Raw genomic sequence first — 23,099 nt, 5'->3', positions numbered from 1 at the left:
TCAGATCCGTGAGTTTATAGTAAAATTAACATACCGCTACGCACGGGTCACCAGCGTACCACTATAAGCCATTGAAGCTCGTTCCCCCAGCACTGAATCTTTTGCTACGGATTGAACCTGCTTTTCTACAGCCACCGATTCACCGGTGAGGATGGACTCATCCACAATGAGTCCATGCACTTTAATCAAGCGCATGTCTGCCGGTACTTTATCACCGGAATTGTAAGTTACAAAAAATTATATAATGGCCATTAAGAGAGTAGCCCCTTATTGTAAAAATAAAGGGCACGGGCGTGAGCGACCGTCGCGGAATAGGTTTTAACAACCGTCTGGATCAAGGTACTCTAGCCCTGCTCTCGAAACGTTTGAATAGTTGAAAGGACTCTGATTAAAGAACGTCCGCTTACAATCCTAAACAATAAAATTTCGAGGCGCGCATGTCATTATACAGTAATTATATTGGTATCGATATTGGAAAAATTTCTTTTGTTGTAGCGATGTATGGCTCAAAAAAGATATACGAATATGAAAATAATCCGACAGGTATTAAAGCGTTTATAAACGATTTCAAGAGTAAATTAAAATATGCTTTAACTGTATTAGAAACGACAGGTGGTTATGAGATGCAATTATTGCTCACTTTGTGTGAGTCAGGGTTTGCAGTACATCGAGCTAATACACGTAAGGTCAAACGATTTATTCAATCTTATGGCAATGAGGCAAAGACGGATAAACTGGATGCCCTCTCATTGGCTTTATATGGGTATGAGCGAGCACAACGACTAGAACTATTTACTCCTCAATCAACAAAAGCCCTTGCCTTATTTGAGTTGGTGCAGCGTCGTAATGATTTAAAACAAATGCTTGTTGCAGAAAAGAATAGATTAAAAGCTCCTCGCGCGGACATCATCAAAGCGAGCTGTAATGCAATGCTCGAGGTGCTTAATAATCAAATCAAGACCATTACAGATGAAATAAATACCTTGATAGAGGCTGACTCTGTGTTAAGAGAAAAAAAAGCTATTCTAAAAACTATTCCCGGCATAGGGGATATCATTGCTAATGAGCTTCTTGTCTTATTACCAGAATTAGGTTCCTTAACGCGACGTAAAATTGCTTCGCTTGCTGGCCTTGCACCAAAGGCAAATGATAGCGGGCAGTTTAGCGGTTATCGGTGTATTGGTTATGGCAGATGTGGAATTAAGCCCATATTATTCTTAGCTGCCATGGCTGCAAGAAATTCAAATTCTAGCTTAAAATCTTTCTACAATCAGTTAATTTCTTCCGGAAAGAAAAAGATGGTAGCTTTAACTGCTTTAATGCGAAAAATCATTGTTATTGCAAATGCCAGAATAAGAGATTTTAATTCGGGATTATTTTGTGCATGATGATAGATTAATTAACTCATGTTACGCACTAAACCTTGCTGCTCCCTGAAATTTAATTAAAATTTCATCCCTGATTTTTAGGGAGGAAGATTTAATGGATATGCTTGATATTTATACTGACTATTTAATTTGCCAGAATAAATATGCAACAGCTACAGGTTTATCGGAGATGTTGGATGGTGAATTTGCTCACGACAAGGTGACACGATTTTTACGACTACAAGATTTTGGTTCCAAAGCGCTCTGGAATTATGTCAAGAAGTCAGTCAGGGAGAGTGAAGCATCAGACGGTGTTCTTTTATTGGATGACTCGATTGAGGAGAAGTCTTATACCGATGAGAATGAAATTAATTGTTGGCATTATTCCCATGCTAAAGGTGATGTGGTCAAAGGGATTAATATCCTGACCTGCATGGTTCGGTATGGTGACTTCAGTGTTCCTGTTGGTTATGAAGTTATCAAAAAAGACGTTGCTTTTTGTGACATTGAAACAAGGCAAGCTCGCAGAAAGTCATCCACGACTAAAAATGAACTTTTTCGCAAGCTTATCGCACAAGCGGTTAGTAATCATGTGTTGTTTGACTTTGTACTTGCGGACAATTGGTTTGGCTCGAAGGCCAATATGGCTTACATCCATAATGACCTTCAAAAATCGTTTATTATTGGGATTAAATCTAATCGAACCTTAGCTTTATCCAAAAACGACGCCAACAACGGACGGTACACAAAAGTCAGAGAATTAGAGCTTGAAGAGGACATAGCCCACACAGTCTATCTCAAGGGATTAGACTTCCCAGTGAGGCTTTTGAAGAAAATTTTCAAAAACGAAAATGGTTCTACAGGTGTTCTCTATCTCGTTTCTAATGACATGACCAGTAGTGCCGAACGTCTTTATGAAGTGTACCAGAAACGGTGGCGGATTGAAGAGTATCACAAGTCAATTAAACAAAATGCAAGCCTGAACAAATCTCCAACCCGCACGGTTAAAACACAATCCAATCATATCTTTGCCGCAATCATTGCATACTGCAAACTGGAAATGATGAAAATAAAGACAAAATTGAATCACTTTGCCATCAAGTACAAATTAATACTCAGGGCTAACCAAATTGCCATGCAGGAGTTAAAAAATATGGCTCGTTAAAGTCAATTGTGCGTAACATGAGTAATTAAATTTAAAAAAACGGTTAAGACATAGTTGATCCAGAAGCACGATATCTCCAGGTACCAGTTCTTTGGCAGGGATGGTCTGTCGCTCTTCCTGTCGAATAACTGTAGCCGTGGGCGATAACATCTGTCGTAAGGCATCAAGCGCCTTTTCTGCTTTGCCCTCCTGTATAAATCCGATACAAGCGTTAACCACCACAACAGCAAGTATGACAACCGTATCTATCCAGTGATTCAGTAAGGCTGTAATCATTGCCGCAAACAAAAGCACATAAATCAGGATATGATTAAAATGTCGGAAAAAACGCAAAATGATGGATTCTTTGGCTTTTTCAGGTATTCTATTGGGCTCAAACGCTTCCTGTCTTTTAAAAACCTCTTCTTGATTTAATCCTTGAATATCAGTTTCAAGCCAGGTCAATACCTTTTCAACTGGCAGAACATGCCAGTTACCCTGGTGTTTTTTAAGGCAATTCTTTAACATGAAAAGTCCCCACTTAATAAGCTTTTACAGGAGAAACAAACCCCTGAGGTTTTAATGCCAGCAATGAACAGTTAATTTTTTGCAGGATGTTTTCGGCGGTATTGCCGATGATAAAACCTGATATTCCGGTTCGTGCAACAGTGCCCATGACTAAAATGTCGATTTCATGATGCTCAACAAAAGAAGGAATGGCTTCTTCAGGAAGGCCTTTTTGCAAATGAATTTGATAATTTTCTTGAATATTGGAGTCTTTAATAATAGCCTCTAACGCCTTGCTTTGTTCATGTTTTTCATCTAAAACCATTTTATCTAACTCAGATTCAGAAACCTTTATCCAAATATTATCCCTTAGGTATTCTTCAAGTCGAAAAAGCCAACATGAGACAATATCCAGTTGTCCTGAGTTGTGGTGAGTCAGAGAAGATGCGTACTTAAGAAGGTCAAGAGAAAGCTCTCTGCCGACCTGTTCTTCATTTTTGGGATCAATTGCAACGGCTATCTTGATTTCTTTACCTGTATGTTTTGCAGGACGAACCATAAATAAGGGGCAAGGACATTTTCGTAATAATTCCATATCTAAGGCTTTAAAACCTCTTTGATTAGGACTTGTTTCGGCTTGTTTTATCAGTAAGTCATGAGAATGTCTTAGCGCATATTGAATAATACGAACATCCGGTGCAGATCCGCATTCAAGCTCGAGATGAATGTTGAGTTTCTTTTTACTGATTTTTAGAGCTGATTTTGTAGCTTTAATCTCTTGTTCCATTCGCTCAATGATGGATTGTTCATAAGAAGTTTTATATTCACCTAGGCTATCTGGAAATGATGGGCATGCTATGAGAATAGTTAATGAGGTTTGGTTTGCACTCGCCAGTTGGAGCGCTTTTTTTAACCCTTCATCTTCTCCGCCTAATCCATGACTGACAAACAAAATATTGTGAAATTTTGACATGACTTAATCCTTTAAATAATTAACATTCCTCTTTATTAAGTGGTCTGAAATTTATTATCAATATAGTAATGTTAGCACTAATGATAAAATGATTAACTTGGGTAGCTTTAAAATACTGCAATTAATTATTTCTGTAAAAGAGATTAAAGCAAAGATTGAATAAGTTAATAGACAAAAAATACGTGCTAATAGTATTAAAATACCATTAATTTTGATTCTAACTGTCGAATTTTCACGTAATCTAGGAAAATGGAGTCGCGGTCTCCAGCTAAGGCAATAATGCCAATGCTCGTTAGATAGTCTACTGTTTCTGGTACAATGTCACCGTTTTTAAACCAAATATGTTCATTGAGAAAAGTCGGTAATTTTGAAACATCTGCGAAAACTTCAATATTTGATATTTTCCCTTTTGCTGGTGATTTTAAAAAAACAGGAACAACGGTTTTTTCAAAAACATAGTCTTTTGTTATGACATCGCCATCGGCAAAAATTTCAACTAATTTATCTGCCTGACTACTACCAGTCGCTTCTCGTGCAAAACTTACAACGGGGCCGCCGCACATTCGGGCTCCTGTTTCTATAAGGCGAGGACCTTTATCAGTGAGAATGATTTCATTGTGAGCTGCTCCCCAGCGAATACCCAAAGCATCAAGTGCTTTTTGAGTATAATCAAAAAATTCGCCATGCATTTTCTCACTATAAGGCACAAACTCAACGTAGTCGTAAACGGTTTTGCGATGACTTGATGCTATTTTATTGTATTTGATTAAATGAGCCAAATAGTGTTTTCCATTGGCGCTGACGGTACCCACGGCGAATTCCGTGCCAATAGCTTGTTCCTGCACGACAACCGTTTCATTCATTTTCCCAGTAATTTTAGATGGCTCAGTCAAAACACGGTTGAAAGCTTTTTTCCAATCTCCTTTTGCTGGAATATGGAAGACTTTATCACTGCCGGCAGATATCGGCGGTTTAATGATAAGCGGTGAATCGGTTAATTCATTTACCTTAATCCAGTTTTCCACTTCAGTTTCTGATGAGGTATTGAATGTCTTAAGAGCCGGAATACCAGCCTCATTCAAGGATTTTTGCATTAGCGCTTTATGTAATCTATTAAGTGATTTGCTGGAATCATTGGCGAACCGCGGTGTTAAGGTTGCTGCCAGAGTTTCGGCGAGGAGAACACCTTTCTCAGTACCTGGAATAATGGCAAGAGGATTGTATTTCCTAAGTAACTCTACAAGATTTGGTTGTTCTGGAATAATCTCGATAAAATCTGAAGCCCGGATTTTTGCTCCAAAACCTATCCAGTCCGTGGATTTTAAAAGAATTGCAATCGCAGATATTTCTCGAGATTTAAAAGCTGGTGCGAGCTCTACTCCGGAAGATAATGGATCAACAATTACGACTGGTCTGTTCATATCTGATACTCCGTTCTTTGAGTTTTTTAAACATAAGCTGATATGTTAATTTGAACAATAATAACAATGCGGCAGAAAAAGGAAGTTGATTTTCCTAAATCAAGTCAACATGCTTACTGCTAAAAAGATGAAATTTTTCACCATAATCTTGCCAGAGATTCAACTTTTTCAAGGGGTGCAAAAGAGTGGATGTAGCTATCAGGCCTTACTAAAACAGCCTGGTTTATATATTGAGTGCTCTTCGTCCAAAAGTTTTCTTTGTATCTGTCTGGGTAAATTTGAATGGTTTTTATAAATTCTGGAATCTGAAGCTTGAATTCACAATCGCCAAAGATGAGTAGGGTAAACTTCGTATAGTTAAGAAGAGAATAGATTCGTGTTTTGGTGATGCCCTTATAAATTTCAAAATCAAAAAGTCGCGAGCCAGGCAAGCCCTGAGCTCCATATCGAATACCCATCCCAGTGATGTTTCCCGCACGTTTTTGAACAATTTTGACGTAATCTTGTGCATGTGTTTTATTTTGTGAATACTTGGTTGAACGAACCAGTTCACCAGAAGTCTCAATGACGCTTAAAGCAACCGGTCTTCGTTCATCTTCATAACTTTGCAAAAATGACTTCGGGGCGCCACAATGAATAACCATATTTAATTTCCACATGAGATTAAATGCATCGGCAAGGCCCGTGTTGAGCCCTTGTCCGCCGTTAACGGAATGAATATGGCCTGCATCACCGGTAAGAAAAACACGATCGTGTATGAAAAATTGTTCGGCAACCGACTCTTTGACGGAAAACTGTGAAGACCAGAGTATTTCCTTGAACTTTATAGTGTGAGGCTTTATTGCATGATTTATTTTGTTAATCGCTTCTTCTAAGGTAAATTCTTTCCTATCCATTCTTATGTAAAATCTATCCATTTTCCCTTCTCTTGGAATCCAGGCCACATCGGATGTTTCAGTCTGAAAGACGATAATCTCGGGTACTTTTGGAAAGTCGGTGTCTATAATGCCATCTATGACGGCCCATATCATTTGGGGTCGTATGATCTCAAACGGTATTTTAAAGTGATTTCTAACAAAGGACCGGGCACCATCTGCGCCAATGACATAGCTTGATTGAATGCGTTCGCCATTTGAAAGGGTGGTAAGACATCCCGCCCCGTTAATCTCGATATCTTCAATGGCTGTTGAACGTTTTACAGCAGCCCCCATTGTTTTCAGTTTTTCATCCAATAGTTTCTCTACATAAGCTTGACCAAGCATAAGGAAATGTTTATGCAAACAGCCTTCCAACTCCTCCCACCATGAAGATTGTCTTAAGAGAAATTTTCCATCTGCCCATACTGAGCTAGTGTTACATGTTTTACCTAAAGGATAGAGTTCAGTAAATAAATCGACTATCTCAAGTAATTGTAAGCTGCGCGCGTTAAGGGCATCTGCTCTACCTATTTCGATAGGCGCATCAGTCTTATCAGCAATAATTATGTTTAAACCACAAAATTTTCCCAGGTAAGCACACATAAGTCCTACCGGACCTGCCCCTACAATTAGAATGTCTGCAATTTGTGTGCTCACTCGTAATACTCCAAACCAGGGTTATCATAAGGAGGATTGCTTAAAACATGAACTCGTTGAATGTGGCGAGAAGATTTTGAAACATATTCCTCTCTACCATGTAACAGTGAAAAATTATCTGCAATGACGATATCTCCAGTTTGCCATTCATGAGCATAGAAATTATGGGGGGAATACAATGCTTTTTTCATACTTTGATGAAAGTAATCCAATGTTTCATGGCTAAGACCAGCAAACTCAAGATTGGGTGGATTTACAAAATGCCTTTTATCTTGAGAGGGAGGTTCATTGTAGCGAATGACCGAAAAGTCCTTATAAGGGTGTTTTGTGATAACAGGGGATACCGTCTTACTATTATAAAATTCCATTTTTCTCTGGTAGATACCAGTTACCTTACTCCAAAGTTCTTTTATTTCATCAGAAGCATACTTTAAAGCTAAAATTGTGTTTGAGAAAGTTGTTCTTCCTCCTTGTCCAGGCAAAGGCGCTTTTGCACAATGAAAAATTTGATACTCAGGCACCTGTGGGCGATACATACCGTCCCAATGCAGTGGAACATAATTATTATCAAAAATGTGATCTGTTGGGTTTTCCTGCTCAATCAATTCCAGTACCTTTCCAAAAGGCCAAATACTAACCTTACCCCATTGCTCACAATAATTAGAAAAGTCATCGGCGTTTTGAAAAGTGTCAAATCCTCTCAATATCAAGAGTTGTTTCTGTGAAAATAAGTTACGTAAGTTATTTATATCCAGGTCTGTTAGCTTCGTATTTTCACCTTTAGGCTCTATGAGTGCACCAAATGGTTTAAGAGCAGTGACTTTATCATTCATAGTTTACTCCATCTGGTAATTTAAAATGACTGTGACGTCCATCAGATGAATAAATTAATTTTGCTCCTAAAGATTCAGCTTTGCAGCGCTTCATTAAGACATAGTGCTCTTTGCTTTCAAGGGCAACACCATGCCATGGGGTCATCCAGATTTCATCTCTAATTAAACGAATTCCTAATTTTGTTGAGCCGCAAGTCTGTGGGTGAATAGACAGTCGAACAGCCTCAGGAAAATGCTCGGCAATTAATTGACTCCAGGCATTGCTTCTTCTGATAACCTCGTACGCTTTGTAACGTGATTCTTTCTGGATAGCAGAGCGGGTTTTTGTTTGTCCATTGTACATCGCGTCTTCAAATATAAAACGAGTGATGCCACGATACATACGGTTAACTTCAAGTTCGTCGGGGGTTGCTTCGGGTTTTGCACCCTTGTGAACCTTTTGTTTGAAAAAATCCAGTGATTTTCCATAAGTTTTCATAAGTTCAGTACGCATTTGGACAAAATGAAGTCCCTTATAAAAATCATCGAGGTTAAAGGTTGATATATCGGAAAGGGACATTTCCTCTATCATTTTATCGAGTTCAATTTGGTAGTCGGTTACATTATTTTCCTTCATTCCAACCACGTCACTGAACACTCTTCCATCCGAGCACAGAATAATTTTAATTCCGGGCGTATAAAATTTTTTGATTGCCAGACAAAGATTTCCAAGAAAATGAAGTGAAAGTTTTTCAGCCAGGTCGGGTAATGGTCCCAGCACTTTTTCAGGGTTTGGTGACTTTCCAGGGAAGGCCGGTAATACAAACCTAATGGGCTTATTATGTTTAACCGCAGAGATTATCTTTGGTAAATGAGGCGAAGTGCATCTTAGGCAATCTATATTGCTACATGAGGGCATGGACTCTGAAGTACGTCGAAAAATCATCACCTCAGCTAAAATTCTTTCGGCCATCTTTGTAGCAGAATCCCTTTTTGATAACTTTTTAAGTTTGAAACCTTTAACAGAATGATTCTGTGTTTTTTTTAAATCAAAAGCTGTGTTGTTCATTTTTTTACCTCCTGAAATGATATTACAAGCATTCCATTGATAAATAAAATGAGTTTTTTTTATTAAAATGATAAAATTTATTTATGCCTTATTTTTAATTCATAATGGTATGTCTTTATTATTGAGCGATATAAAGTATTTTATAGTGGTTAGTGAAACCCTGAATGTAACGAGGTCTTCTGAGATCATAGGAATATCTCAGCCTGCACTTAGTTATGCGATTAAAAGACTTGAGCGTAAGCTTGGCGGAGCGCTTTTTATTAGGCTTAAAAATGGTGTCCAGCTCACGAAACTTGGGGAGGAGTTTCAGAAGCGTTCTCATCGTTTATTATATGAGTGGGAACAGGTTCAAAATATTGCTAATCCTGAATCAGGCCTTGTTCAAGGGAGTTATACTATTGCAATTCACCCTTCAGTTGCTCTTTACACGCTCGAATTTTTTTTGCCAAAACTTCAGATTGATTTTCCAAAGCTTGATTTTAATTTTATTCATGGCCTTTCAAGAGAGATGGCTGAAAAGGTGATTAGTTGGGAGGCGGATTTTGGTATCATTGTTAATCCAATAGAACATCCTGATCTTGTGATTAGAAAGCTATGTATTGATGAGGTTACAATCTTTTATGCCCAGGATGCACAAGATAAACTTATTTATGATAAAAACCTTGCTCAATCACAATATATACTTAAAAAAATCAAGCAAAAGACACATTTTAGTGGTATGCTGAATTCCTCTAACCTGGAGGTTGTGGCTAAATTAGCTTCTCTCGGCCTTGGATATGGTATTTTACCCACAAGAGTTGCATCTCAATATCATCATCTTATAAAACTAAAAGATGCGCCTGTCTTTAGAGATGAGATTTGTTTAGTGTATAGACCTGAAAAACACAATAATTCAGTGAGTAAAAGAATTATTCAAGCTATTAAGGCATTATCCTTTGGCCGCTCAAGTCCGGAGTATTAAACTCAGAGCTGCCGGGAATAAGAATCCAACTACCAACTGTGGGGAGTTTATCCCTGTACAAAAGAAAAATCAATTTAAGCTGCTTTGCTCTGTGCGTAGATAATCTATGATATAATTGCTTTTTATTATATCACATTGAGTCAATTTTATTTATTTCTAATAAAAAGCCCTCTATTACCTAGGAACATAATGAATTTTAAATCTTTAGGTTTAATTAAACCCCTTCTTCTTGCTGTTAGTGAGCTAGGATACGATGAACCCTCTCTTATTCAATTGAAAGCAATCCCTGCTATATTATCGGGTAAAGACGTTATCGCTTCAGCGCAAACAGGCACTGGCAAAACAGCGGGTTTTGTACTGCCTGTTTTACAAAATATATCTGATAAACCTCCTACGAAAAGTAACCGAGCAAGGGTATTAATTCTCACACCTACACGAGAATTGGCAGCCCAGGTGTATGAAAGTATTGTGAAATATGGCCGTCATTTGAATCTTCGTTCAACTGTTGTGTTCGGTGGAGTTAAAATTAATCCGCAAATGATGAAATTACGGGCAGGTGTTGAATTATTGGTAGCAACTCCCGGACGTTTGATTGATTTGTATCGACAGAATGCAATTCAATTTGATCAAGTTGATACATTAATCTTAGATGAAGCAGATAGAATGCTTGATATGGGATTTATTCATGATATAAAAAGAATCATACAGCTATTGCCCAAAAATAGACAGAATTTACTTTTTTCAGCAACTTTTTCTGATGAGATTCGCAAATTAGTTAAAGGGATATTAAATCAGCCTGTAGAAATTGATGTAGCGCCTCGTAATACTACCGCTAAGTCTGTGAAACAAATCATACATCCCGTTGATAAAAGTCGAAAAGCAGAGCTCTTAAGCCATCTCATTCATAAAAATCAATGGGGGCAAACGCTTGTATTCATGCGAACAAAGCATGGAGCGAATAAATTGGTTAAGCAGTTAGATGCAAATCATATCTATGCTGTGGCAATTCACGGTAATAAATCTCAGTCACAACGCACAAAGGCATTGGCTGAGTTTAAATCAGGGGAATTAAATATTTTAGTTGCAACAGATATCGCCGCTAGAGGATTAGACGTTGTAGAATTACCCTGCGTGATAAATTTTGATTTACCGCAGGTAGCAGAAGATTATGTTCATCGTATTGGCCGAACAGGTCGTGCGAGTGCTCATGGATTAGCGATTTCTTTGGTAAGTGCAGATGAAGTAGGTCAATTGCACTCAATTGAAAAATTGATTAAAACAAAAATTCAGCGTAAGGAAATTGAACATTTTGAGCCTAAACATAATCTGCCCACTTCACCCATTGAGATTAAGGCCACTAAAAAGAAATGTTCTTCAAAAAATAAATGGACAGGGTCTGGAACAGGTGTGAAAAAAGAACGAATTCAACCATCAAATACAAAAACAAGTCGACGGAAATTGGGCTAAAGAATAGTTTCTTAACAACAAAAGTTTAGGACGATGCCACTTTGTGTAGCTTCGCCATGTAATTTTTAATGGTCGCCGGATTTTTATCTTGCTTTTCACAGTGCTTGACAAGTACAAGGATATGCTTTGGTTTAAGTCCTCTGACAGGCTTTAATGAAAAATTTCATTAGGCCAGCCCATATGATCTGACACCCAATATTGGTTACTGAAAAGATCATAAACCCCGGCAACTACTTGCCCATAACCCAAACTTCCTTTTCCTAATTGCATCACTTCATTTACTAGTGCAGCGCTTGGTTGCCAATAGATATAAATCAACACAGCCGCGCCATTATTGCCCAATAAATTTTTAAACCAAGGCATGGAGCGTTTAAAGGTCTCAGTAGGCATATCAGTCGAATGAGTTGCGTTAATAAATGCAATTACTTTGGGAATTAAGCCTCCCATGGTTTGTTTTAAAAAACCTAATTCCATTGGTGGTGCCGGCCTTACTTCTGTATAGCCTTTATTGGCCAAGTGAATACGCATTCTGTCATACAACTCCCAGCATTCTTGAGCCGCCATGTCCGTCCCTTAATACATGTGGTTTACCTATAAGGATAGCATAGAATGTAATCATTCTTTTTCAATTATGACCACTAATCATCGGGGTATCTACCCAAATGATCTTAATAATATTAAACATCTTGTTGCCTACCTATATCATATATGATGGTGATATATCCTTGCTTTTTTACTGTAACCCATATTCATTTTAGAGGCTTATATTATTTGGCTTTACATTTTCCGAGTTATCATCATTTATTTCATGTGACATTTTATGATGAAGTTTTTCTAGTTTATCTTGACTATTTGTCTTATCGAAAAATAAAGCATGTCCAGTAGCCTTATAGTGGATATAGTGAGCAGCACCTAATGTAAGTCCTGCAATAAAATTAACAACTCCTTTCAATACATATCGAGCAACTTGTGATGAAATGCTTCTATCCTTACCTAAAACATCTCGACAGTAATTATCTTTTGCTAGATTAAGATTTATAATTAATTCGTTTTTACCATTTGAATTTTTTGAAGGTTTTTTATGGAAAATTTCCAGAGCATTGAAGCAATCATTGAAATAATTTTTTGAATGTATTACTGCACTTTGATGTTTATTTTTATCATCTTTTAAACTTAATACAATATCATTTACTGCCGAGTGAATTTTTTCTACACTGACGCAAAAATTTTTGTTATCAATCATTAAATTAATTTGATCTCTTGTGAGTGACTCATCCCCCAGATCTATAATCGCTGAAAGAGCATCGTTTGATAATTTCTTATGATGTTCAATGATTACTTTTCGAATAAATTCGTTTTTCGACAATTTATATAAATTTTCCGAGCTTAATGATATATTTTTGTCATCTAAGAGTTTAGTAACTTCAAAAAATTCTCTTGGCTTTTTAACATCATAAGTATTAATGAGTTTTTGACGAAACTCAAAATAAGACTTTGCAATATTGTTGTAATATTGCCTTCCTTTTAATTCGTCACATTGCTCCATTAAATTATTTAATGTAAATAATAGTGATAAAGTCTCTGATGGATTTATTTTAGCTAATGTAGCCAATACATTATTGGCCAGAGCGGTTACGATTACCTGTTCGGGGATTGAAAGATTTTTGGCGTCTTTAGCATAGGTGCTAAGCAATTTCAGGGAGTCTCGGGGTTCAAAATGATGAGCTAGATATATCTGTGCCGCTTGAATCAGGCAATCCAAATCATCGGATGCATCAGGGCTAAGTCTAATTTGATCCATGACCCGGGCTAATGCAGTACCAAAATGCCCAAAACTATCTCTTTTTTCGATAATGCCTCGTGAAGCATCTCTCAGCTCTTTTTGGGTTGATGTAACAAAATACAGTTCATTGAGATTGGATAACATGTCCTTATGCTTCACGACCTTTCTAGAAGCAAGAGAAGTTTGTGTTAATATATTTCTTAATAAAGCACCGTTACTAAAATGTTGTTCTTTAATTTCTTCTAAGGTATCGCCACAAATAGAACTTATATAAGCACCAACTCGAAGATCTAAATGTTGGGCATGATCCACCCGAGAAAGTTTTTGCATCTCACTGATGACATCGCTGTCAAATTGTTCTTTTGAACAAATGGCCAACATGCGTCCATACTGTGCTTGATCTGTATGAATCATCCCAAATTTTTGGTGGCTCTCGTGAATAATGATGGATAACTTACCTTCATCAATCAGTTTTTGAACTTCAGGATCTAAGTGTAAATTTTTATACAAAGCGGTTGTGGCATCAACAACCAATGTCACAGGTTTTGTTCTTTTCGCCGCAATAATATTTCGCTTTACAAACTTATTAATATCAATTCCAGGTGTTAAACCCTCTGGATTTACTATAGGACCCGCTGATAAAACAAAAATATCAGCATCCGAACTACTGGTTGTTTTGGTAATATAATCAAACTCAAAATAACTTGGTTTAAATACTTTAACTAATGGTGGTTTTCCTGATGGGGTTTTCATTTTCAATGCCAGCTTCATTGCTAACATATATGCATTGGTACCTGACATGGCGGGACATGCCAGAAAACTGGCTTTGTCGATATTTATACTATCTATTGATAATGCTTTATCAAAGGTATGTCGAGATTCCGTAAGAAAATCACTAAAGCCTTGCTCTAAATCTTCTGTTTGCTTTTGCTCCAACAGAGAGAGGCTTATCTCATGAATTGTTGCGTAGACGGAAAAAGCAAACTTGGGATAGTCGTATTCATAAAACGTATTTGCCATGTCCACCATGCATGCAATGCGTTGTATCGCTTCAGGCCTTATATTTTTAGGTAGATTACTTAAAATTTTTTGTAAGCATACTGCCAATTTTTGTGTCGGGTGGTGAGGGTCTCTAGCAATAAATGATAATTTATCGTAAATACCACTTTTGCTTAATTCTTCGGAGGTTTTAGGTAAGTTCTTATCCAGAGTTATTTCTTTGGGGATAGTGGTTTTATCTTTCTTTTCTTGAGTATTAATCGCTATCTCCCATGGCGATGCGATTAGGCCCGCAGCCCTCAGGACGCGAATGATCTGTGTATTATGAGAGTCATGCTTTGGTAAAACAACAAAACCGACGGAATGATTTTTATCCTGGATAATTTGAGGGTGGATACGCGGAAAAAAATTTTTATATATATCTATGATTGGTGTGTTTTCTAATAACGTAACAGGAATGAAGATAGACCTGTTCTTTTCTTGTAGATCGATCTTAAATTCCCGTATCAGTCTATCAAGCAAATTACCTGAAAGATTATCATCACGATGATAAAAAGCACCACTATGGATATATGGATTACTTATTCGATGTTTCGAGGTTGGATTTAATTCCGCGACATGCCTACCGAACATAATATTAGACAGTAAGCGCTGTTCATCATCTTTATCCATTAAGGAAAGGTAAGTAAAATAAGGACTTTTTACAATTGCTTGCTTTACTTTGTTTTTACGCCAAACTCTTTGAATGACTGTTGCTGCATGTTCTTTTTGTTGTGCACTAGGCTCTTTTTTTGAGCTCTCGTGTAACCCTCCCTTAAAATAGCACCATTTTCAATTAGAGTTTCTCCGGCATAATAAGCAAAAAAGAGGAGGAACGATGAAACGCAGTCGCTTTACAGAAAATCAAATTTTAAACATATTAAAATCAGTTGAAGTAGGACGATTGGTAAAGGATGTATGCCGGGAACATGGGATATCCGATGCCACCTATTACAACTGGAAAGCAAAATACGGTGGGATGGAAGCCTCAGATATTAAACGCATGAAGCAACTTGAGGAAGAAAATGCAAAGCTGAAACGGATGTTTGCTGATTTGTCTCTGGAAAACCGTGCACTGAAGGATGTTATAGAAAAAAAGCTTTGAAGCCGGCTGAAAAGAGGGAAATGGCTGATTATCTGGTGCAGGAACATGGTCTGAGTCTCAGGCGAAGCTGCTCGGTATTACGCTTAAGTCGTACAGCTTACTACTATCAGCCGGCGATGGATAAGGATGAAGCGGTGATAAAAGAATTGGTGACCATAACCGAACACTATCCGCGTTATGGTTTCAGGAAGTTGTTTATCAAATTGCGGCAGGCAGGTTTCTCCTGGAATCATAAAAGAGTATACCGTGTTTATTGTGAGTTGAAGTTAAATATAAGGCGAAAAGGAAAACGCAGATTAGCTTCCCGTCACCCGGAACCTCTTGCTGTGCCTGATTCCCTTAACCATACATGGTCAGCTGATTTTATGAGTGATGCCCTCAATTGCGGCAGAAGATTCAGGACTTTTAATGTGGTAGATGATTTTAATCGGGAAGCTTTGGCAATTGAAATTGATTTGAGCTTGCCTGCTCTAAGGGTTATTCGGGTACTTGACCATATTGCCGCCAATCGAGGATATCCTGCAAGGTTGCGACTTGATAATGGACCTGAGTTTATTTCCCTTGCGTTAGCGGATTGGGCAGAAAAGCATGGTGTTATTCTTGAGTTTATTCAGCCGGGAAAGCCAACTCAAAATTCATTTGTGGAGCGGTTCAATAGAACTTATCGGAATGAAATATTGGATTTTTATCTATTTAGAAGTCTCAATGAGGTACGTGATATTACCACAAATTGGATGAAAGAATATAACGAAGAAAGACCACATGAATCACTCGGTGATATGTCACCTTTGGATTACAGATTGATTAAAAACAGGTCGGAAAACTCTAATTATAACTGGCACTAAAAAAGGGAGGTTTACACTCGACTCTGCCAATATGAGTTGGAACACGCTTTTTAGGTAGACTTAACTGTAGTAGTTCAAACTTGATCTGACAGTTACCGGTTTTTCAGAAGTGTCTGTCAGGTCAAATTCAGCCTATCAATTTTTCCTTCCAGATTTGTTTGCCATCAATCAATGTTTGCATTGGAGTACGTCCACAGCACATTTTGCCTTGATGGGTGCGCTCATTATTATAATAATGAAGCCATACGTCCAGATCTTTTTGCAGTTCATCCATGTCATCGTAAACTTTCTTACGGAATGTGATTTGATAAAACTCCTGCAAAATCGTTTTGTGGAAACGCTCACAAATACCGTTTGTTTGCGGTGATTGTGCTTTAGTTTTCGTGTGATCAATGTTGTTAATAGCTAAATAAAGCTGATAGTCATGCTGTTCTACTTTCCCACAATACTCTGTACCCCGGTCAGTTAAAACACGCAGCATAGGTAACTGCTGCTGCTCAAAGAACGGCAAGACCTTGTCGTTAAGGAGATCTGCTGATGTAATAGGCGTTTTTGTTGTATAGAGCTTGGCAAATGCCACTTTGCTATAAGTATCAACAAAAGTCTGCTGATAAATGCGGCCAACTCCTTTGATAGTTCCCACATAGAATGTATCTTGGGAACCAAGATAGCCAGGATGTGCTGTTTCAATTTCGCCGCAAGCCTCATCATCAAACTTCTTCTTCTCCAAAGCTGCAATTTGTGCTTCTGTGAGAATAATGCCCTCTGATGCTACTTTGGCTTCAAGTGCCTTCAAACGGTCTTTAAAGTTAGCTAAATTATGCCTAAGCCAGACGCTGCGAACGCCACTAGGGGATACAAAAATCCCTTTCTTACGCAACTCATTACTGGTGCGTAGTTGACCATGAGCTGGATATTCTATGGCGTACTCTTTTACCGCTTGCTCTATAGAATCGTCAACACGGTTCTTGTGATTAGGTTGCCTTCGTGACTTATCAAATAAGGCATCTACCCCACCAGATTCTACCGCTGATTTATAACGATAGAAGGTGTCTCGTGATAAACCCATTACCTTACAGGCTTTCGATACATTGCCTAATTCTTCAGCTAAATTTAGTAAGCCAACTTTGTGTTTAATAATTTTAACGTTATTATCTATCATGAGAGTTTTCCTTTTGGTTTTGTTAAAGTTTGCACTTCTATCAAAACCGGAAACTCTCACCTTTTCAAGTGGTTATGTCAGATTAAGTCGAAACTAATTCAACTTAACTTGGCGACATTTTCTTCAATGAAGCGACTTAAATCCTGTAATGCTTTATTGACTTCAATTAATTTCATAACCACATACAAATCATGCTGCTCTCTATATATATTAATTGATTAAAATTAAGCTATTATTAAGTGGACAAATAGGATCTTCAATATTTTATGGCTTTCTCTTAAGTTGTGGGCAATCAAATTTACTTTGAGCCAAAATGAAAAGGAACTTTATGCACGGTACTTTTTCCCAACGGTGATTAATAAACTCCATGGCTTTCATCAATTATTCTGAATGGGCTATGGACTCACGGGATAGGGGATTGAACGTTTAGCCATACTCCAAATGACCATATCCTGTTCTTCAGTTATATCAATGGGCGGATAACTTGAGTTTTCAGCCTTGAACCGGCCTTCTTTTTTAAAGAGCCGTTTAACGGTAAGTTCTCCATCAATGGCAGTAATGACGATTTTGCCGTGTATGGCTTCTAAACCTCATTCAAATATTTCATCCATTTGCCTTTTGTCTTTTTATAAAGCTACCGATTGAATCAACTAGTCGCATCACTTGCTCAGGAACCAACTTTTCTAATTGGGCAAACGCGTGAATCATGCACTTAAAATTTTCTAACGTTATGGGAACGTTCAAGTTTTTGACTTTTTCAGCAAAAGCAAGCCCTTCATCATATAAACAGCGGCTCCCGCCTAAGAAATTTTTAAAAAGCGGTATTAGCTCAGTTTTTATAGGGCAAGCGCAAGCGCTGAAATTAGATTCAGTCTAAAAAACAATCAATTTACAAGGTAGTTCAAATCCAATCCGGTATATAATAACAAAAAGATGCTTGCAGCATTATGATGAATTAGGCGCTAATGATGCCTTATGTCCAAACGCTAAAGCAGACCATAAGTCCTCAATACTATTGATAAAAAAATCAAAAAATAATGCTCGTTTTCTTTCCCATAACGAGCGCTTAGTATGCAATCTTGCAAGTGCTTTTTTAAATAGTTTACAGCCAAGCTGCTGCAGCTGATCAACAAAAAAAGCAAGCATCATCAAATGAGCAAATACGGTGCTCAAATGTTTATTACCATGACCAAAATTGTGCTCAAACTGATATCCTTGATTTTTTAATGTATTAAACGTTTCATTTTCTATCTTATGTCGTGCCCGTCCTCCTCTCATAATTTTGTAAGCATTCTTTTCAGTTAAGGGAATATTGGTTACCCAAACCCAACGCTGTTTTTTACCATTATCATGCACCTCCCAATACTCTAAAACGTTCACTATACAATCAAGGTGAGTATCATTAATTGCAATTTGATTTGACCAACTAAAACGATGAGTTATTTTGCCTTCTCTCACTTCATGAGTAGCTCGAGGCAATGCATTAAACTCTTCAAACAAATGTTTATGATCCCCTTCTTTGGCAACCAGGATGAACCAATGATCATCATCACATAAGCGTTTGATGAATGGAGCATTTGAAAACAGACCATCCCCTGTAAAAATTAGCTTTAAATGAGGGTGCTCGCGTTTCAGATCATTAAGAAAACGCAGGGCCGCATTACGTTCACAGTCGTTTTTATTGGCACCATCTGTTTTCATAATCGGCTCTGGGGCAAAAGGAATCACCACTTTATGGTCTGGATGAACTATGGCTGCTGATAGCATTTGATGGTAGTAACTAATTCGTCCATTTTTATGATGCCGCTGACAACAGTTATCACAGTGCACATCATCTGAATTGAAATAACCTGTTCCATCCAATGGCATCAAATAGCGGTTCTCATAGTATTTGAATAGCTCTAAATGCTTACTTCTCTGGCATTGCGCAAAGAGACGTCGATAAGTGGGTCGGAGTAAGGTTGGCTCAATTTCATCTAAACGCTTTCTCATCTGAGTATCTGAAGGCACTGCTTTAATACCAAAAATATGCTCGAGATTATGGCTAATCATATCCTCTCGATGGTGACGATCAAACTGTAACAGAGAGGGATATTTCAAACTGAATAAAGCATAGCCCGACATTAACGTATCAACTAAACTGATGGGTCTTTGGCGTTTTTTTACTTCTTTAATCGATGCGAAACTTGTTTTAACTGTTTCAACCAAATCTTTGCAACTCAACATCAGATGTCAACTTTAAAATTAAAAATGACATTTTAAATCATAGACTTCGCGAAAAATATCTTTTTAGACAATTAAAACAACTTATTTACAGCGGGTTCCGGCTTCGCCGGGAACCGCTGTCATATAAAGAATCATATTCAGCAACGGCGATGTAAATAGGCGGTAATAATTCCAGATGATCAAAGTTAATGGGCGATGCTTTGATTCGATCGCCGCCCTTTGCAAAATAATGTTCGAAGTACCATTTAATTTTTTCTTGCGTGAGTAAATAGCCTTGGCCATTGCGGCGAATAGAATCATATTGCATGGCAAAATCAACGGAGGGATAAATTAAAGCTAATCCTTGAATCTGCTTATCCCCCTTTTTCTTTGCTTTATGACAGACAGAAAGCGCAAGATTACCACCTGCGCTATCTCCCATCAAAAATACCTGATTCACATCAGCGTGAATATCCTTTAATATTTTTGCTCTTTCTTCAAAAGCAGCGAAACAATCTTCAAGTCCTGCTGGATAAGGAAATTTCGGCGCCAAACGATAATCAACCGCTATGACAATACACTCACTGGATTTCGCAATGCGCCGACAGATGGCATCATGAGTTTCTAAACTTCCAGCCACATGTCCCCCACCATGAAAATGCAGAATCACTGGTAAAGATATTTCAGGTTTGGGATGATAAATTCGTACGGGAATAAGATGGTCACTATAATGAAAAAAACGATTGATAATCAACGGCAACTCTAATTTTGGTAAAGCAAATATTGCTGCAACTTTTTCAGATTGCATGCGAACATCTACCGGTGTATACGATGATTTGCCTTTATTAACCTCATCTAAAAAATCTTGTAATGGTTTGGGTATTTTGTCCGGCATTATCGGTCCTTATTTCTACATGCGTTTTGGAGTTCAATGGAACGAAAACGTACGCTATGCCACTTCTCATAAATTTCATTGTCCGTTTTGAAAGCGAGATGGTCTGGGAAATTGAACGTCACAATCCGTATAGCTTACATCTTATTTGATGTTTCAAATCTGCCTCCTCATTCTTTCATCATAACAAAATATAAAATGGAGTCACGAATCTACATTCCGAATGCTTTGAATTGGATCTCCATATACCATTTTAAAAAATAAGGAGTTCTGAGCATGATCACTGAAGTTAGAATAACAAAAAAATGCTTTAAAAGATTGGAAGAAAACACCATGGCGTTCTTTCTTAAGTAAGAATGAAATTGAATTTATACCTTTGTCCGAAGTCATGACTTTGATTAGCGATTTGATTTTGTCAATAATTATTAAAGGATTTATAAAACAAAACCAACTATCGTTCAAACCGTTATAGAACGAATAGAACAGTTTATAACCGAGGATGAAGGAAAATAATATGAAACTGGCATGGCTAACAGATATCCATCTCAATTTTCTGGAAGTTGAGACTCGTCTACAATACTATGAGGACATTCTAGTTACGGGTTGTGATGCAATATTAATTAGCGGTGATATTGCTGATGCTCCCTCTTTAGACGATCTTCTAAATGAAATGGTAGGGGAAATTAAAAAGCCCATCTACTTTATTGTTGGAAACCACGATTACTATCGGGGAATCATTGCTGATGTTCGCAGGGGATTGACTGAGTTAAGCATAGCGAATGCTAATTTATTTTGGCTGCCAGCGTCAGGTTTGCAACAACTTCCTGACAATACAATTTTATTAGGCCAGGATGGTTGGGCAGATGGTCGTTTAGGTAATTATCAAAAAAGCCCTGTTTCACTCAAGGGAAGCCGTATGATTGCGGATTTATTTCAGGCAAAAATGGTTGGACGACAACAGCTATTACAAAAAATGCAAGAATTAGCAGATCTTGATGCGAATGCGCTGAAAAATGACTTGGCGCAAGCGGTAGAGCAGCAACCCCAAAAGATCATTGTTTTAACCCATGTTCCTCCATTCAAAGAGGCTTGCCAGCATATGGGGCAGGTTAGCGATGATAATTATCTGCCTTACTTCAGTTCGAAAGCGATAGGCGATGTATTGATGCCTTTTGCCATCGATAATCCTTTAATCGATTTTTTAGTTCTTTGCGGCCACACACATAGTTATGCAGGATATCAACCACGAGCTAATTTGATTGTGAGGGCTGGTAAAGCGGAATATTACAAGCCTATTATACAAGAAACAATCAAGATATAATTTTTTATACAAATTTGGTTTTCTGGTGGTATTTCTTCCCAATTATTGATTATCACAACAACCTGAAAGTACTCTATCATGCAAAATTAAAACCGCATCGTAGGGATAGCTTTTATCTGACATGCCATCTGAGCACCCTGCGGGGTTTTTCTTAGCCACTAAAGTTGCTTTGTTTTTGGTTTTTTTTAATGCATGGGTTTCAAATACCATCAAAAAGCCTGTAGGTAATCCCTGAGCCAGTCTAGGTTTTACAGATTTGTATGGCGTTTTTTTTATCTCAGGTGTTTCGTAGACAAATTCTTCCTTACTCATTGTGAATGACCAAAAAGGTTCAGTGCCAAAGCATTTCATTTTTATATTATTTGGATCTATGGGAGGAGAGTCTCCTCCATTCGCATAAGATGTAAGGCTAAACAACATACAGAGCATTATTATTTTTAACTTGCTTAGATATGTTTGCATGCAAAGTTCTCCTTAACTAGGGGCTATTGGGATAGCTCAAGCGGGCAAGTACATGGTCAAGCTTTAACCTTCAATGAGGGCAAAAAAGCAGAACAAATTTGCAGAACTTGGCCGCGCGAAGTATAAAAAGCATAGTATATCTTTTCGGAAGGTTACAAACGATTATATGAATTAGATATGAAGTACACCACATCCAATGGCTTAGAATCGGGCTCAGAGTGCATCATATTACGGATTTGGGTATTCAAAGCCATCATGTTGAAAAAACCAATAATAATCCTCACATTTTAAGTGATAAGCTACTCATAACTAATAAACTCGATCACTCTGGTGAAGTGATTGAGCTATATGGCAAGCTCAAATGGCAATTTGCATTTCATTGATTAATATCAATAAGAGATGGCATGCCAAATACATTCCTAGTATTGAACTACAACACGACGCATGATTCTTGGTTTATCAATAGCAACGGTTCCATCACCAGTATGCATGGTAGAACTGTTGTCCCAGACAATGAGATCATTTTCTCGATACTGATGAGAATAACAATACTTATCTTGAGTATAATGCTCAAATAGTTGTGTAAGCAGTGACTGGCTCTCCGATTCAGACATTCCTAAAATACAATCCGTATGTGTCCAGTTTACGAATATGGATTGTTTTTTAGTAATAGGGTGCGTTCTAATGACAGGGTGGATACAGTCAGGCCTTTGATCACAGGGATTTATAACCAACTCGTATCCAAGTTCTTTACATCGTTGCATTAATTTTTCAGAAAATCCAAAAACGGCATTTAATTCAAGAAGTTGTTTCTGAAAATTTGGTTTTAAATCAGCGAAGGCTTGTTGAGTATTTGCAAATAAGGTATTCCCTCCTTGAGTGGGAACTTTTTCGGCAAAAAGAAATGAAAATTTTGGTGGAACAGGCTCGTAACACATATCAGAATGCCAAATATGAAAGGCAGGACCTGGATAACCAACTGCTTTTCCAT

The 23,099-nt window shown here is 37.7% G+C and carries 18 protein-coding genes and 4 pseudogenes; 6 read left to right on the top strand and 16 right to left on the bottom strand.

Annotated features, from left to right (window positions below; genetic code table 11):
- Positions 1-36 precede the first annotated feature (36 nt).
- Positions 37-219: pseudogene (locus tag E4T55_RS11495) on the bottom strand (P-type ATPase actuator domain-containing protein); the annotation flags it as partial.
- Between the two features lie 218 nt (positions 220-437).
- Between E4T55_RS11495 and E4T55_RS11490 the strand changes: the two are divergent.
- Together E4T55_RS11490 and E4T55_RS11485 are read left to right on the top strand one after the other, a co-directional pair.
- On the top strand, positions 438-1,388 hold the full coding sequence (locus E4T55_RS11490; protein WP_115325220.1) for an IS110 family RNA-guided transposase: 951 nt from the start codon (positions 438-440) through the stop codon (positions 1,386-1,388).
- A 94-nt stretch (positions 1,389-1,482) separates the two neighbouring features.
- Positions 1,483-2,532, top strand: coding sequence for an IS701 family transposase (locus E4T55_RS11485; protein ID WP_115325221.1), 1,050 nt, complete (start codon positions 1,483-1,485; stop codon positions 2,530-2,532).
- On the opposite strand, the gene E4T55_RS11480 is transcribed toward E4T55_RS11485, so the two are convergent.
- The 6 genes from E4T55_RS11480 to E4T55_RS11455 form a co-directional block, all read right to left on the bottom strand.
- Positions 2,512-3,039, bottom strand: a complete 528-nt coding sequence (locus E4T55_RS11480) for a cation-transporting P-type ATPase (RefSeq protein WP_115325353.1) — start codon at positions 3,037-3,039, stop codon at positions 2,512-2,514. The genes E4T55_RS11485 and E4T55_RS11480 overlap by 21 nt on opposite strands.
- Positions 3,040-3,052: 13 nt before the next feature.
- Complete coding sequence (locus E4T55_RS11475) at positions 3,053-3,991, bottom strand: universal stress protein (RefSeq protein ID WP_058502199.1); 939 nt, start codon at positions 3,989-3,991, stop codon at positions 3,053-3,055.
- Positions 3,992-4,185: 194 nt separating this feature from the next.
- A complete protein-coding gene (locus E4T55_RS11470) occupies positions 4,186-5,412 on the bottom strand; it encodes an ATP-grasp domain-containing protein (protein WP_058502200.1) in 1,227 nt (408 codons plus the stop codon).
- Positions 5,413-5,549: 137 nt separating this feature from the next.
- Positions 5,550-6,986: an FAD-binding protein gene (locus E4T55_RS11465; RefSeq protein ID WP_058502201.1), complete on the bottom strand. Its 1,437-nt coding sequence runs from the start codon at positions 6,984-6,986 to the stop codon at positions 5,550-5,552.
- Positions 6,983-7,819 (bottom strand): TauD/TfdA dioxygenase family protein, encoded by an 837-nt coding sequence (locus E4T55_RS11460; protein ID WP_058502202.1) that lies wholly within the window; start codon positions 7,817-7,819, stop codon positions 6,983-6,985. The genes E4T55_RS11465 and E4T55_RS11460 overlap by 4 nt, the downstream gene beginning before the upstream one ends.
- Positions 7,812-8,867, bottom strand: a complete 1,056-nt coding sequence (locus tag E4T55_RS11455; RefSeq protein ID WP_058502203.1) for an L-tyrosine/L-tryptophan isonitrile synthase family protein — start codon at positions 8,865-8,867, stop codon at positions 7,812-7,814. The genes E4T55_RS11460 and E4T55_RS11455 overlap by 8 nt, the downstream gene beginning before the upstream one ends.
- A gap of 67 nt (positions 8,868-8,934) precedes the next feature.
- Here E4T55_RS11455 and E4T55_RS11450 point away from each other — a divergent pair, with 67 nt between their 5' ends.
- Together E4T55_RS11450 and E4T55_RS11445 are read left to right on the top strand one after the other, a co-directional pair.
- Complete coding sequence (locus tag E4T55_RS11450) at positions 8,935-9,828, top strand: LysR family transcriptional regulator (RefSeq protein WP_223168330.1); 894 nt, start codon at positions 8,935-8,937, stop codon at positions 9,826-9,828.
- Positions 9,829-10,017: 189 nt separating this feature from the next.
- Positions 10,018-11,295 carry a DEAD/DEAH box helicase gene (locus E4T55_RS11445; RefSeq protein ID WP_082636546.1) on the top strand — a complete coding sequence of 426 codons (1,278 nt, stop codon included), beginning with the start codon at positions 10,018-10,020 and terminating at the stop codon, positions 11,293-11,295.
- A 34-nt stretch (positions 11,296-11,329) separates the two neighbouring features.
- Here E4T55_RS11445 and E4T55_RS11440 read toward each other — a convergent pair.
- From E4T55_RS11440 to E4T55_RS11430, 3 genes and pseudogenes are all read right to left on the bottom strand, one after another.
- A pseudogene (locus E4T55_RS11440) lies at positions 11,330-11,440 on the bottom strand (phage integrase N-terminal domain-containing protein); the annotation flags it as partial.
- Between the two features lie 5 nt (positions 11,441-11,445).
- A complete protein-coding gene (locus tag E4T55_RS11435) occupies positions 11,446-11,859 on the bottom strand; it encodes a hypothetical protein (protein WP_058502205.1) in 414 nt (137 codons plus the stop codon).
- 190 nt (positions 11,860-12,049) lie between these two features.
- Entirely contained in the window at positions 12,050-14,749 is a 2,700-nt protein-coding gene (locus E4T55_RS11430; RefSeq protein ID WP_058502206.1) for a hypothetical protein, read from the bottom strand.
- A gap of 205 nt (positions 14,750-14,954) precedes the next feature.
- Here E4T55_RS11430 and E4T55_RS11425 point away from each other — a divergent pair.
- Positions 14,955-16,066, top strand: a protein-coding gene (locus E4T55_RS11425; RefSeq protein ID WP_242604080.1) for an IS3 family transposase whose coding sequence is annotated in 2 segments (ribosomal slippage) — positions 14,955-15,207 and positions 15,207-16,066 — 1,113 coding nt in all. Because the reading frame shifts where the segments join, the coding sequence is not laid out codon by codon here.
- Between the two features lie 60 nt (positions 16,067-16,126).
- Here the strand turns inward: E4T55_RS11425 and E4T55_RS11420 are convergent.
- From E4T55_RS11420 to E4T55_RS11405, 4 genes and pseudogenes are all read right to left on the bottom strand, one after another.
- Positions 16,127-17,228 (bottom strand): annotated as a pseudogene (locus E4T55_RS11420) (IS481 family transposase).
- Positions 17,229-17,623: 395 nt separating this feature from the next.
- Entirely contained in the window at positions 17,624-17,779 is a 156-nt protein-coding gene (locus E4T55_RS11415; protein ID WP_425339865.1) for a S24 family peptidase, read from the bottom strand.
- 394 nt (positions 17,780-18,173) lie between these two features.
- Positions 18,174-19,454 carry a hypothetical protein gene (locus tag E4T55_RS11410; protein WP_058501406.1) on the bottom strand — a complete coding sequence of 427 codons (1,281 nt, stop codon included), beginning with the start codon at positions 19,452-19,454 and terminating at the stop codon, positions 18,174-18,176.
- An 85-nt stretch (positions 19,455-19,539) separates the two neighbouring features.
- Complete coding sequence (locus tag E4T55_RS11405) at positions 19,540-20,328, bottom strand: alpha/beta hydrolase (protein WP_058502425.1); 789 nt, start codon at positions 20,326-20,328, stop codon at positions 19,540-19,542.
- Positions 20,329-20,839: 511 nt separating this feature from the next.
- Here E4T55_RS11405 and E4T55_RS11400 point away from each other — a divergent pair.
- On the top strand, positions 20,840-21,646 hold the full coding sequence (locus tag E4T55_RS11400) for a metallophosphoesterase family protein (RefSeq protein WP_058502426.1): 807 nt from the start codon (positions 20,840-20,842) through the stop codon (positions 21,644-21,646).
- 42 nt (positions 21,647-21,688) lie between these two features.
- Here E4T55_RS11400 and E4T55_RS11395 read toward each other — a convergent pair whose 3' ends face one another.
- Positions 21,689-22,108 (bottom strand): COG3650 family protein, encoded by a 420-nt coding sequence (locus E4T55_RS11395; RefSeq protein ID WP_058502427.1) that lies wholly within the window; start codon positions 22,106-22,108, stop codon positions 21,689-21,691.
- Positions 22,109-22,527: 419 nt separating this feature from the next.
- Positions 22,528-23,088 (bottom strand): annotated as a pseudogene (locus E4T55_RS15475) (TauD/TfdA dioxygenase family protein); the annotation flags it as partial.
- Between the last annotated feature and the right edge of the window lie 11 nt (positions 23,089-23,099).

This window comes from Legionella israelensis (assembly GCF_004571175.1).
GTDB lineage: Bacteria > Pseudomonadota > Gammaproteobacteria > Legionellales > Legionellaceae > Legionella_D > Legionella_D israelensis.
The sequence above is the reverse complement of the archived record's forward strand: the minus strand, read 5'-3'. Positions and strand labels throughout refer to the sequence as shown.

What these genes read in the sequence shown, in the direction of transcription:
- E4T55_RS11490 (WP_115325220.1), top strand. Translation starts at nt 438, where the DNA reads ATGTCATTATACAGTAATTATATTGGTATCGATATTGGAAAAATTTCT.
- E4T55_RS11485 (WP_115325221.1), top strand. Translation starts at nt 1,483, where the DNA reads ATGGATATGCTTGATATTTATACTGACTATTTAATTTGCCAGAATAAA.
- E4T55_RS11480 (WP_115325353.1), bottom strand. Translation starts at nt 3,039, where the DNA reads ATGTTAAAGAATTGCCTTAAAAAACACCAGGGTAACTGGCATGTTCTG.
- E4T55_RS11475 (WP_058502199.1), bottom strand. Translation starts at nt 3,991, where the DNA reads ATGTCAAAATTTCACAATATTTTGTTTGTCAGTCATGGATTAGGCGGA.
- E4T55_RS11470 (WP_058502200.1), bottom strand. Translation starts at nt 5,412, where the DNA reads ATGAACAGACCAGTCGTAATTGTTGATCCATTATCTTCCGGAGTAGAG.
- E4T55_RS11460 (WP_058502202.1), bottom strand. Translation starts at nt 7,819, where the DNA reads ATGAATGATAAAGTCACTGCTCTTAAACCATTTGGTGCACTCATAGAG.
- E4T55_RS11455 (WP_058502203.1), bottom strand. Translation starts at nt 8,867, where the DNA reads ATGAACAACACAGCTTTTGATTTAAAAAAAACACAGAATCATTCTGTT.
- E4T55_RS11450 (WP_223168330.1), top strand. Translation starts at nt 8,935, where the DNA reads ATGATAAAATTTATTTATGCCTTATTTTTAATTCATAATGGTATGTCT.
- E4T55_RS11445 (WP_082636546.1), top strand. Translation starts at nt 10,018, where the DNA reads ATGAATTTTAAATCTTTAGGTTTAATTAAACCCCTTCTTCTTGCTGTT.
- E4T55_RS11435 (WP_058502205.1), bottom strand. Translation starts at nt 11,859, where the DNA reads ATGGCGGCTCAAGAATGCTGGGAGTTGTATGACAGAATGCGTATTCAC.
- E4T55_RS11430 (WP_058502206.1), bottom strand. Translation starts at nt 14,749, where the DNA reads ATGGATAAAGATGATGAACAGCGCTTACTGTCTAATATTATGTTCGGT.
- E4T55_RS11410 (WP_058501406.1), bottom strand. Translation starts at nt 19,454, where the DNA reads ATGTTGAGTTGCAAAGATTTGGTTGAAACAGTTAAAACAAGTTTCGCA.
- E4T55_RS11405 (WP_058502425.1), bottom strand. Translation starts at nt 20,328, where the DNA reads ATGCCGGACAAAATACCCAAACCATTACAAGATTTTTTAGATGAGGTT.
- E4T55_RS11400 (WP_058502426.1), top strand. Translation starts at nt 20,840, where the DNA reads ATGAAACTGGCATGGCTAACAGATATCCATCTCAATTTTCTGGAAGTT.
- E4T55_RS11395 (WP_058502427.1), bottom strand. Translation starts at nt 22,108, where the DNA reads ATGCAAACATATCTAAGCAAGTTAAAAATAATAATGCTCTGTATGTTG.